The sequence below is a fragment of the Thermococcus sp. JdF3 genome, assembly GCF_012027495.1.
Taxonomy (GTDB): Archaea; Methanobacteriota_B; Thermococci; order Thermococcales; family Thermococcaceae; genus Thermococcus.
The window spans coordinates 233,889-245,375 of sequence record NZ_SNUK01000004.1 but is presented as its reverse complement, the minus strand read 5'-3'; the positions used below and the strand labels follow the sequence as shown (position 1 = coordinate 245,375).

The window sequence follows — 11,487 nt, the reverse complement described above, 5'->3', positions numbered from 1 at the left end:
TCTCCTTGAACTCCGCTATCCCCGTCGGGTCGAGGCCGGTCATGGGTTCATCGAGGATAAGAAGCTCAGGGTCGTTGATGAGCGCCTGGGCGAGGAGCAGACGCTGACGCATACCCTTCGAGAACTTACCCACCTTCCTCTTTCTCGCTTCCTTCAAACCAACGAGTTCGAGGAGTTCATTGATGCGCTTCCCCTTCTCGGTTTTTGGTATTTTGAAAGCGTCAGCGATGATGTCCAGCGTCTGCTCGGGAGTCAGAAAATCCCAGAGCGTGGCATGCTCCGGCATGTAGCCTACGCGTTTCTTGGCCTCAACGAGCTGGTTCTCGTCAAACCTCCCATCGGCGAAAACCTCATGGTCGAAGAGCTGAATCCTCCCCTCCTGGGGGAAGATGAGGCCGAGAGTGCTGAGGATTGTCGTACTCTTCCCGGCACCGTTGGGGCCCAGGAAACCGTACACCTGACCCGGCTTCACCTCAAGGTTAAGCCCATCGAGGGCGCGAACGTCCTTATAAACCTTGACGAGATTCTCAATCCTTATCATCGCCATCACCTCAGATCCATGCGGAGGAAGCGGTAGAAAGCCAGGGCGAGGTAGACGAGGGTGAGTCCGAGGAGTATGCCCAAGTTAACCAGGTTCTTCCCTATGGCCCCTCCAATCCCCACGTATTCTATCTGCGGGTTCTCTATGTCCCCCGTAACCTTTGTGGCATCGCTCACTATGACGTCTATCTGGGTCGTTGGGACGTAGAAGAGGTATCTGGTCTTGTACTCCTTGCTTTTCTCCTGATACGCCTCCCAGTCTGGGTGGTCGCTTATTATGGTATCCTTGGCGGCCATGAACTGAACTATTGCGGGCATTATCATGAAGACCACGAACATGATCACCAGGGCCACGCCGAGGGCGGTGCTGGAAGACTTCACGGTGGTGGAGATTATGTAGCCGAGCGCTATCAGCTGTACCATAGCCAGAAGCAGCAGGCCGTTGAGCAGAAGGGAATCGGTGACGAGCTGACTTCCCATTGGAGCACCCAGCCATGCCAAGCCGACTATTCCAACGAGGGTCGTCAGAAGGAGCGCCATCAGCACAACCACCGTGTGGGCAAGGAACTTGCCGCCGATGTAGCCCAGCCGCCTTATCGGCTTGCTCATGGCAACGCGCAGCGTTCCCTTCTCTATCTCGCTGTTTATTGCCGTGGCACCCATCAGAAGGGCAAGGATCGCGATGAAAAAGCCACCCAGCCCGTTGATGTTGCCGATGAGAACCGAAACGGCCTGCTGAACGGTTTCTATTTCTTCCCCCGAGGCCTTCTGGAAGTAGAACCCCGGTATGTACAGAAGCATCATGACACCCAGGATAACCCAGAGCTTCTTAGTTCGAAGGCTCTGCTTGAACTCAAGCTGAAATCCCCAAAACATAACACCTACCTCCTTATTTCGGTACCGGAGTGAAGCCGTCCACCCGACTACAACTAATCGAAGGAGTATAAAAATTTTGCCTATGGGGTTGAAGTGACGGCGCCCCCCCGCGGTTGCTGGACGAAGCTCCATCGACAGTTATAAGAACCTCGGACATACCTTTCACTCCGATGCCTCGAACTTCGAGGTGTTATTGACGGCGGAATATTTAAACCTTTGGGTCGTCCAAGTCAAAAATTCAAAGGGCCGTCAGCCGCAAGACGCCCTCCCACTTCGTGCAGTGCTTTTTCAGCCGCGTGAGAACCTCATCGTGTCCCCCCAGAACCGGCCAGAGTATTGAATCGATGTGCAGCGGTGGAATACCGGTTTCCTCCGCGATTCCCCTCCAGAAGCTCACCGGGGGCTCGTTCGTGAAGCGCTTCGTGTAGGCGTTTATCCTCACGTCGTCGGGTATCTCGATGCCCATTGGGTAGGGAACGAATTTCCCAAAGGCTATCCTGCCGGCGTAGCCGAACATCTTGACGGCGAAGACGATAGTCTTGGCACTTTTCCTCGAGCCAAGCGTTTTCGCGAGCTCGTCGCGCAGGCGTTCCATGCCACTGAAGTAGTAGTTTCCAAGGTCTTCCAGGGAGAGGGAATCGAGGAAGGGCTCAAGCCGCTCCAGCCGCCTGAGCTTTCCCGCTGTTAGCCGTCTGTTCGTCTTTGAATTTGGCAGGAACGTGGAATAGGCCCCGACTATACTCCCCTCCGGTGGGTTCTCGGAAAAATAACGGGAGAACTCCCACCACCACATCTCGCCCTTCGCCGTCAGCTGATAGCTCACGAGGGAGTTTGCAATGACGAGCTTGATGAAGAGTTCATCGTTTTTCAGGTTCCCGTGGAGGTTTCTCAGCGCATCGAACTGGAGGTCAACCCGCTCCTCGATGGTTCTGGCGCAGTCGAGGCCGAGTTCGCTTAGAATCTCCCTGAGGGCCTTCACCTTTTCCTCGTCGGCCCGGTACCTCACCCTGATGAACCTGTCGAGGGTCACGTTAACCACCCACGGACCTTATCAACCTTTCGAGGAACGCGCTCTCCCCGATTATCTCCGCGCCGGCGTTGTTCGGAAGGCCGAGCTCGACCTTCGCCTTTATCCCGTGCTCCCTGAGGTAGTCCCGGGCCTCGGCGCTGAGCCTCTCGAAGTCACCCCGGAGGATCAGCCCGTAAACCGTTGGCCCCCAGGAGCTCTGGCCGTAGCCGTAGGTGTTTTCGGCGAGAAAGTCGAGCATCAGTTTAACGTCCTCCCTGAACTCCCCGCCCTGGTACGGTTCGAAGTGCTTTCCCACGAGCCGCTGTATCGCGGAGAGGTGTTCACCGAAGGTTTTTACGTCCCTCTCCTTCAAAGCGGGCAGGAGGCCAAGCAGTATTCTGTGGCTTATCTCCATAGCGACGTCTGTCCTTCCGGCAAGACTCGCCATCACGGGCTTTTCCTCCTCCTCGTCGAGACCCGGCTTGAGCTCCGGAATCACCAGGAGGAAGCCCCACTCGGGTGGAAAGTCCTCCCGGAATATGAGGGGAGGAATGCCGTCCCTGACGCCGCCGTCCATGACAAACCCGCCGTAGGCGAAGGAGTAGATTCCAGCACCGCCGTTCCTTCCCCTGCCGAGAACCTTGGCGAGCTCTTCGATTGGAACGTTAATGTTGTTAAGTCTTGCTATGGCAGTGCCGACCGCCAGGCTGAGCTGGGTCGTGGAGCCGAGGCCGACGTGTCTGGGGATAGCCCTCCTGACCTCGACGATGTAGTTAACCCCCGTCTCGTAGGCGGAGTTCATCCTCTTTATGGCGAACTCGATGGTTTCCCTGTCCTCCCCATCTGCAATCACTTTCATGGCCTCGCCCTCGACGATTCTGACCTCGTAGCCGCCTTCGAGGGCAACGCCGAGGCTCCCAAAGCGCCTTCCAAAGGTAGCCGATGGATCGATGAGACCCAGATGAAGCCTCCTCGGAGTACGGATCAGCATGAACGTCACCGGGGGAAGTTGGGGGTATCGATTTTTAACGGTTGGCAAAACTTTTAAGTGTCCCAAAGATTACACCCAACGGTGATAATATGGGGGAAGGTGATGACGCACTTGGGATTGCCCTGTACATCCTCACGATATTTACAGGGCTCATCGGGATACTGACGATAGCGCCTCTCGTGGCGGAGCTGTACCTGTTCCACGTTCTTGATAGGCTCGACGCCAAGGTGACCGACGAGGCAGTCCTGGCAGGCTTCAGCGCGGTCAACGGCCTCCTCGCGGTCGCTGTGCATTCCAACGACCCGAACGTCGACCCGTTTCTGCCCGTCCTGATAGCCACGCTAACCTTTTTATTCATGGCCATCAAGCTCGAGCTGGGTGTGAACCATGAAGTTCGCGGGGATTGATCTGAGTGAGCCCAGGATAATGGGCGTCATCAATGTCTCCCCTGAGAGCTTCTACAAGGGGAGCGTCAGGGACGACGAGGACAGGCTCATCGAGACCGCGGTGAAGATGGTTGAGGATGGGGCTACCTTCATCGACATCGGTGCCAAATCGACCGCCCCCTACCTCGAGACCCAGATTCCGGTCGAGGAGGAGGTAAGGCGGGCAGTATGGGCGGTTAAGGCCATTCGCGACCACGTGGACGTGCCAATAAGCATAGACACGACGAGTGCGAGGGTCGCGGAGGAGGCCCTGAAGGCGGGGGCGGATGTGATAAACGACGTCACCGGTCTGAAGGGCGACCCGAAGATGGCGGAAGTGGCCGGCGAGCACGGTGCCCCGGTGATAGTCTGCGCCCATGGGAAGGTGAGGAACCTCAGCGACCCGATTCACACCGTGATAGACCTTCTCAGAGAGAGCCTCGTTGTAGCCCAGAGACACGGTATAGAGGACGTGGCGGTGGATCCGGCCATAGGCTTTCTCCGCCCGGAGTGGCCCCCCTGGTACGAGTGGGACTCAAAGGTTCTGGCGAACCTCAACATGCTCAAAATCTTCGGACGGCCAATCCTCATAGGGGTCTCCAGAAAGTCGTTCATCGGGGCAATAACTGGCAGAAAAGACCCCGCGGAGAGGCTCCCGGGGAGTCTTGCCGCCACGGCAGTGGCCGTCTTCAACGGAGCGAACATAATCAGGACACACGACGTCAGGGAAACACTCGATGCCGTTCGGACGGCAGCGTTCATGAGGAAGTTCCGGATGTAGAGGCCGCTTCTTTCGTCTTCTTCCATTCCTCAACCAGGGTTCCGAGGAGGGACAGGGCAACGGGGCCGATTATCAGGCCAACGAAGCCGAAGGCTATGTAACCCCCGAAGATTCCAACGAGGCTTATCAGCGCGTTTACCCCGGTTTCCCTCTCGCCCAGGCGAGACCTGAGGATGTAGTCCGGCATCGGGGAGACGAAAACCGCCCCGTAGAGGGCAAAGACGACCGCCGCGGCAGTCTCTCCGGTGCCGAACAGATAGGCCGCCCCGGCCAGCCAGACTATCCATCCCCCGAGGACGGGGAGAAGCTCAAAGATTATCGTGAATATGCCGGCCGCTATTGCACCGCCGGCGTCGGCTATGGCAAAGAGGTAGAAGCCCACTGCGATGGCAACACCCTTGAGTATGCTCAGAGCGAGCCATCCGCGAAGGAGGCCGTGAAGGGTCCTTCCGGCACTGTTCAGGAGTTTAATGGCCAGCTCCCTGTTGTCCTGTGGAAGGAGGGCATGAACTTCCTCCCTTATTGTCTCGGTGTTCACGAGGATACCATAAAACGCGAAGACCATCACAATAGCCTGGAGGGACAGCTTGGGGAGGGAGTATGTGTAGCCCAGGACGTACTCCTCAAAGCGCTTGGGAATATCCTCCGCGAGGCGCTGGATGAGCTCGTAGATTGCGGGGGGAAGGTGGAAGCCAAGCAACCACCGGAAAAAAGCATCGATGTAGTACGCCAGGGACTGCTTGACGTCGTTTATCCAGAGGGCAAAGCCGATCATGAAGAGAAACGTCAGAATCGTGAGGATACCGGTCATGGTGAAGGCCGAAACACGCTTTCCGGTCTTCCGGGAGAGGTGCTCATGGAACGGATAGAGAATGTAGGCCAGGGTTATCGCGAGTATAAGGGGGGAAAGGATAGGGCTAACCGTCTCCCAGACGAGGTAGAGGACAACGAGTGATATCGCGATCCAGACTGCAGCCTCAAGCTCCATCGAGCATCCCCAGGTATTTCAGTATGAGCTCCCTCGCACCGGGTTTGTTGAAGACGATGAGGTACGCTCCCTCGCCGAGTATAAAGTTCTTCCCCATGGCTAATAAACCTTTCTTGAGCTTGTGAACCTCGGCCTTTTCAAAGTCTATGGCATCCTTAACCTCCCGGGGCGCATCGATCTCCTCGAGGGCCTTTTCGAGGCGATTGAGAACGCTGCGGTTGAGGAACTTGATGGGACTCGGCCGGAACTCCTCAGCGACTATCTCGGAAGGATCCATGTGGATGTCCCAGAACTCCTTGGCGCACTCAAAGGGATAGACGTAGTCCTCCCCATAATCGGGGAGGTAAAGCTCCCTTATCACTGCAAGGAGAAGCTTTCTGGCGTCCTTCCCGTAGAACTCCACCTCGAGGTTGAACTTTTCATCCCGGAACCCGTTTTCAAAGACCTCGAGCTTCTCCTCACAGAGCATTTCAACCACCCCTACCGGTCTTCAGGTAAGCGCTCACGTAGCGCGGATCAAGTAGGAGAGCGGTGCTTCCAAAGATACCAAAATCCGAAGGAGAGTCCCCACTGTATATGATGACGCGTGGGTTGGTGACGTTGAGCTCCTCCGAGAGTATCCTCAGGGCACGGTCGATGTCCCCGGTTTCATCCACAAGGGAGCCGGTCACGTTCATGGCGAACCAGGTCTGACCGGTTGCATACTTCCTGGTCTCGTTGAGCGGCATGTTTCTCCCGCTGCTCACCGCCTGGAGGAATGCCTGGAAATAGGTGTCAATGCTCTTCGCTATTCTCTCACGCTCCTCCTCGCTCAGGTCGCGCCACTCCGCGCCGGTGTCCTTGTAGGGGCCGGTCTTGAAGACATCAACCTTGATGCCGTTCATCTCGTAGTTCTTCTGGAGATTGTAGTGGACGTAGATGACGCCGATACTGCCCACCTCTGCGAGGGGGTCCGCTATTATCTTCTCGGCGCCTGCGGCGATGTAGTACCCACCCGATGCCGCCATGCCACCGGTGTAGGCGACCACGGGTTTAATGAGGTTGAGCTTCCGAACCGTGGCGTAGATATCCCTCACCGGCCCCACGTATCCACCCGGACTCTCTATCCAGAGAACAACGCCGCTGATTGAGTCGTTCCTGGCAATTTCCCTCAGAAGGGGCACGATTCTTAGGGCGGTGTACTCGTCAATCAGACCGAATATCGGGACGACGGCTATCGTCGTGTTGCCTTCGGGCAGGTTCCTCTCCCTGAGCTGGGCCCGCATGAAGTCGAGCTGCCTCTGGAGCTCTTCTATCTGGAGCTTGTAAGCCGTTTCGTTGCACGTCGCGTTCAGTGAGGTCTCCACAACTATCGGGGAGACGTTCGAAGGGGTGTAAGATTTCAGCTCCGAGTTCTGCATGTAGAGCAGCACCACCGCCACGCTTGAGGCGGCGAGCATGAGTATAAGAATCGCGGATATGTACTTCCAGATATCTTCCCTCATCCACTCACCCGAAAGATGTTCCGCCCGGAACTTTTAAACCCTGTCCTCGGTAAGCTTTTATATCCAGCGGCACACTCTCTTGTAGGTGGTAGCATGGAGATAGGAATTACTGTCTATCCGCATTTCGTCACGAAGGACAAGACCCTCGCGTCGGTGCTCGCGGACGTCAAGATAAAGAACTACGACTTCGTCTCGATATTTCCCCACACGCTCGGCCTTATAAAGAACGGCGTCGTTGTTGAGAAAAAGCTCAGAAACATTGAGACGACCCTGAGGGGCGTCGGAATCGACTACATCGTCAGGATGCCCACCTCCGTCAACCTCCGCGATCACATCTACTACACCCGGCACTTCCGCGTTGCAAGGGCCATAGCAGACGTTGCCATAAAGCTGGGCGCCAAGGTCATCGTCATGCAGAGCGGAAGGACGGGAAGGCTCGACCTTGAAATAGAGGCCCTCCAGCAGCTTGCTGACATGGTGAACCCATTCGGGATAAAGATAGCCCTCGAGAACACGTTCAGCGTCAAGGACACGCTCTACGTCGTCGAGAACGTGGACAGGAAGAACGTCGGCTTCGCCCTCGACGTCGCCCACGCCTTCCTCAGCGCCCAGGGTGACGCGGACAAGCTGCTCGAGGACGTAAAGCTGGGAACCGACAAGACCGTAATCCTCATGATACACGACAACTTCGGAAAGCTCTTCCCGCAGGTTGAGCCTGAGGATGCCCTCGCCTACGGTGTCGGCGACCTCCACCTGCTCCCCGGCGAGGGAAGCATACCATTCGGAAAGGTTCTCAGGCTCTTCGGGGACGTTCCCCTGCTCCTCAAGGTTAAGGACCCAGAGAAGTTCATGAAGGTCCCGACGAAGCAGGGGTTGATAGAGCTCCTGACGAGCCTGTGATTTTCCGTTTTTTGCGTACTATTTTTGGTGGTGTGCGGAAGATGGATAGAAAAACCTTTTAATTTCTAACTTGGATTAGTGTCATGGTGAGATTTCAATGAGAAAGGCGGTAGGAGTACTGTTGGTAATCCTCCTGCTAGGATCGATAGTAGCAGCGGCAGGGAGTACAGCCTACGCCACTAGCGTTGACGCCCAGAACGACCCGTACGAGAAATTCTGGGAGATTCTCAACAGGGAATCCGAACTTGTGGTTCGTCTCAACGCCACTGGAAACACGACTCTTGTCAAGGAGTTAATCCAAAACTCTCGCCTCGGTGCCGAGAATGCCGCCAACATTTCAGCATTAATCTGGCAGGCTCTAGAGGAACTGAAAGCTTCCGGCGTGAAGACGTTCTACACTGTGGAAGAGCTGAGGGAAATGGCTCAGAACATTAGCCAGAACGGTCTCCCCCAAGAGACGGTAGAGGCTTTGAAAGCCCAAGGCTGGACTGATGAGCAGATTCAAGCATTGGAAGAGTACATTGTTAAGAACGCTGACGAAATTAACGAAGACTTCAATATGACGGCTTTCCTCGAGGATTTCTCCATGGCATTCATCGACGTGGCATTCAAATACAACGAGTACGGAGCATGGGCCTTGAAAACAGGTTATTGGAAAAATATCGAAGAGGCCCCTTCAACGGCAGGCTTGTCCCTTCAGGTCAACCCAATTCTGAAAAGGTCGTGGATCGAAACATATGCAAGCTACTACAATTACTCGGGAGATTCGACGGGTATAGAAACTTTTTACAGCAACGTCCGCGGACTAAATGAGCTAATAACCGCACTGATTCTTGATAGGATAAAACCAAAGGAGAAGGAGTACGAATATACAAAATTCATGCCTCCCCATCCAATACCAAGACCGCCTCGGAACATAACTCTCAACGGATCGATCTCAAAATACCTCCACCCACCATCACAAAGAAAATGAGATAACAAAGGTTGAGAAGAGAACTCCCAACGGAGGCATTGTATTCACAATCGAAAGAACAAAAATAGTCAAGGTCTATAGTGATTTTCTCATAAAAGACATCGGTAGGAGTGGTGACGCTGACGTAAAATCAACTCCAGAAGTCTGGTGTCCGGAGACCTGGATAACAATAAACCGCACAGTATACTACTGGCCATCTGCCCTCGAAGCATATGAGCTGTCAAGCAACATCATGGCCCTGTTGGAGGCAAAGAAAGGGGGTAACGACAACCCCGAGATTGACAAAATCATAAATCAAAAAATGGCGGAGTTAAAACAGTCCCTTGGGGTCTACATGATATACAGCACTAGCAAGATCAAAAGGGTATCGTGTTATGACAATATTAAACCCGGTCAGCCCAGACCCATGAACGGTGCGGACACCGAAGAGACCGTCCCAGTGGAGAATACATCTAATGACGTCCAAGAACCCCTGAACCTGCCCGAATGGCTGATCAAAGAAGCGCTGGATATGGAAAATACTCTCGGAGTTCTCGAGATAAAAGGGATCAGTGTCGTGGTGGACAGGAACGATGCGGGTGAGATAAAGTACCACGTCGAAATTTCGATGGTAGCCAAGTATAACTCGGTAAGCAAAATCCGGGTCAATGTTTCAGACAAAACCTCTGGGGGAACTGACACAGGAACCATAAGTTACCTGGGCCCGGACGAGGAGGAAACATGGAGGAGCGGGAAGTTCTCAGCCAGGGTATCCGGAAGCAGTATACGGATAACCGGGAACGTAAAAATCACCTATCGGCCAGTATGCAGCAGCCCACCAACATCATTTAAAGACGGCCAGACCCTCTCCAGGAAATGTCAGGACAGAACCATAACAAGGAGCTACTCAGAAACCATCGATCTCGGGTCCTCAATTGACTGGAGCAAGGTCGATGTCATCGTTACTGCATCAAGGCACAACATTGTTGAGGGAGAGAGCGTCACGTATACGGTAAAGGTTAAAAACGGCAATAGTCTGCCGGTGGACGGTGTCAAGTACAGAGTAACAGTATCTCTCCCCCAATTTGACCCCAAAAACTATTCAGGTACCGTCACGATCCCTGCAAATGGTGAGAAGACGATACTCACCAAAACCGTGGCATATCCAGATTCCGGCACATATCTGGCACGGGCGACCATTTCGTGGAACGGACACAAGAAGAGCGCAAGTGATAAGGTCATAGTAACCACGGGGACCCTGGTCATATCGGACGTTGATGTATCACCCCGGAATCCGGATGATGGGGACAGAGTGAGATTCGACGTGAGTATCAGAAACCCCTCCTCTCGGTCCAGATCTCTGAATGTGAAGCTGTTTATTGATGGGGTCAAGGAGTCCAGCAGAACCGTCTCAATTGGAGGCAACGACGAGAGCACCACAACCTTAACGTGGACCGCAACCGCTGGGAATCATGACTGGAGGGTAGAAGTGTGGGAGGATGGAAAACTAGAGGATTCGAGGAGCGGCGAGATAACAATACAAGATCCTCCGACTTCGACTTGTTTGAGCGATGTTCCCCTGGAGGGTCACTTAGAGGTTTACCCAGAATGGGTTGAGGCGGGGGACAGCGTGAGTGTCCACATTACCGTCACCAACTTGGATCCAAACTGTGCTCAAGGGCCTTTCAACATCAAACTGGTCGATGATTCAGGAGCAAAGTGGTGGCCAAAGAAAGACACGGAGTACGGGTGCAGTGGCTGCGGTTACATCATCCAAGGTGGGGCATTAAAGATATATGCGGGGAAAACAATGAGCGAGTGGTCCGAGCCAAAAATTGTCACACAGAACACTATCTTATACCTGAAAATTGGTGGAAAAACAGTAGCAACTGCTAACGTTTATGTGAACGATAGCTCACTAATACAGGCAAAGGTTGGATGTGAGAATCCAGTGTTTGACTTCAAGGATCATGCTTATCGTGCAGTGCTATCCTGCTGGGTGGATTTGAAAAACCCATATTCAACTCCAGTGGATATAAGGGACATTGCTGTGAGCGAGTACTCAATAACTGGAGCACTAAATGACACCCTTTCCGGAGCCTGGACGGTGAATCCCTTAGAGTTTACTTTGGCTCCCCAAGATGTTAAAAGAGTGACATTCAAGCTCCCACTAGAGATCAGCAGTTGGGTTCCAGTTAGTGTCGCCGATGCCACGGAGGTAGTGATTAAGAACAATGATCCGAGCACGGCGGACATAACATACACTTTAGGGTACAAACTCGAATCTCAAGATACATGGTCCCACTTCACTGGCAACATTAGATACGAGGTAAAGGTAAAAATGGACAGCAAAACCGTTGCGGCAGACTACATACTCAGCGGGACGGCAGCAATTGTAGATCCAAATACAGCAATTAGCTTTCAGCTGGGCTCAATAAGGATTTCAGGCATACGACTTAGCTCAAAGCTAAGTTTTGATCCTTTGGCATTCCTTTGGAATGCGTTCATCAAACCTGGAATATTAGAACACACTTGAGGGGT

At 53.9% G+C, this 11,487-nt stretch carries 12 protein-coding genes; 5 read left to right on the top strand and 7 right to left on the bottom strand.

The features are described 5' to 3' along the window. The 4 genes from E3E42_RS08410 to E3E42_RS08395 all read right to left on the bottom strand — a co-directional run. Positions 1–541: ABC transporter ATP-binding protein (locus E3E42_RS08410; RefSeq protein ID WP_167904064.1), on the bottom strand; the 541-nt coding region annotated here is incomplete at its 3' end. Between the two features lie 5 nt (positions 542–546). Then, a complete protein-coding gene (locus E3E42_RS08405) occupies positions 547–1,416 on the bottom strand; it encodes an ABC transporter permease subunit (RefSeq protein WP_167903998.1) in 870 nt (289 codons plus the stop codon). Positions 1,417–1,654: 238 nt separating this feature from the next. Further along, positions 1,655–2,446, bottom strand: coding sequence for an N-glycosylase/DNA lyase (locus E3E42_RS08400; protein ID WP_167904062.1), 792 nt, complete (start codon positions 2,444–2,446; stop codon positions 1,655–1,657). A gap of 1 nt (position 2,447) precedes the next feature. Continuing rightward, positions 2,448–3,416 (bottom strand): beta-ribofuranosylaminobenzene 5'-phosphate synthase family protein, encoded by a 969-nt coding sequence (locus E3E42_RS08395; RefSeq protein ID WP_167904060.1) that lies wholly within the window; start codon positions 3,414–3,416, stop codon positions 2,448–2,450. A gap of 89 nt (positions 3,417–3,505) precedes the next feature. Between E3E42_RS08395 and E3E42_RS08390 the strand changes: the two genes are divergently transcribed. Next, complete coding sequence (locus E3E42_RS08390) at positions 3,506–3,823, top strand: hypothetical protein (RefSeq protein ID WP_167903996.1); 318 nt, start codon at positions 3,506–3,508, stop codon at positions 3,821–3,823. Next, entirely contained in the window at positions 3,804–4,622 is an 819-nt protein-coding gene (gene folP, locus E3E42_RS08385) for a dihydropteroate synthase (protein ID WP_167903994.1), read from the top strand. Before E3E42_RS08390 ends, folP begins: the two co-directional genes overlap by 20 nt. Here the strand turns inward: folP and E3E42_RS08380 are convergent. Genes E3E42_RS08380 through sppA form a run of 3 tightly spaced genes read right to left on the bottom strand, consistent with a single transcriptional unit; the run spans position 4,600 to position 7,094 of the window. Next, complete coding sequence (locus E3E42_RS08380; RefSeq protein WP_167903992.1) at positions 4,600–5,610, bottom strand: AI-2E family transporter; 1,011 nt, start codon at positions 5,608–5,610, stop codon at positions 4,600–4,602. The genes folP and E3E42_RS08380 overlap by 23 nt on opposite strands. Then, positions 5,600–6,079 carry a PH1570 family protein gene (locus E3E42_RS08375; protein ID WP_167903990.1) on the bottom strand — a complete coding sequence of 160 codons (480 nt, stop codon included), beginning with the start codon at positions 6,077–6,079 and terminating at the stop codon, positions 5,600–5,602. Before E3E42_RS08375 ends, E3E42_RS08380 begins: the two co-directional genes overlap by 11 nt. Position 6,080: 1 nt before the next feature. Continuing rightward, the gene (gene sppA, locus E3E42_RS08370) at positions 6,081–7,094 is read right to left on the bottom strand and encodes a signal peptide peptidase SppA (protein WP_167903988.1); all 1,014 of its coding nucleotides are present in this window, start codon (positions 7,092–7,094) and stop codon (positions 6,081–6,083) included. A gap of 93 nt (positions 7,095–7,187) precedes the next feature. Between sppA and E3E42_RS08365 the strand changes: the two genes are divergently transcribed. From E3E42_RS08365 to E3E42_RS08355, 3 genes are all read left to right on the top strand, one after another. Then, entirely contained in the window at positions 7,188–7,994 is an 807-nt protein-coding gene (locus E3E42_RS08365) for a sugar phosphate isomerase/epimerase (protein ID WP_167903986.1), read from the top strand. 97 nt (positions 7,995–8,091) lie between these two features. Further along, positions 8,092–8,967, top strand: coding sequence for a hypothetical protein (locus E3E42_RS08360; RefSeq protein WP_240913671.1), 876 nt, complete (start codon positions 8,092–8,094; stop codon positions 8,965–8,967). Between the two features lie 232 nt (positions 8,968–9,199). Next, complete coding sequence (locus E3E42_RS08355) at positions 9,200–11,482, top strand: CARDB domain-containing protein (protein ID WP_167903984.1); 2,283 nt, start codon at positions 9,200–9,202, stop codon at positions 11,480–11,482. Positions 11,483–11,487: the final 5 nt, after the last annotated feature.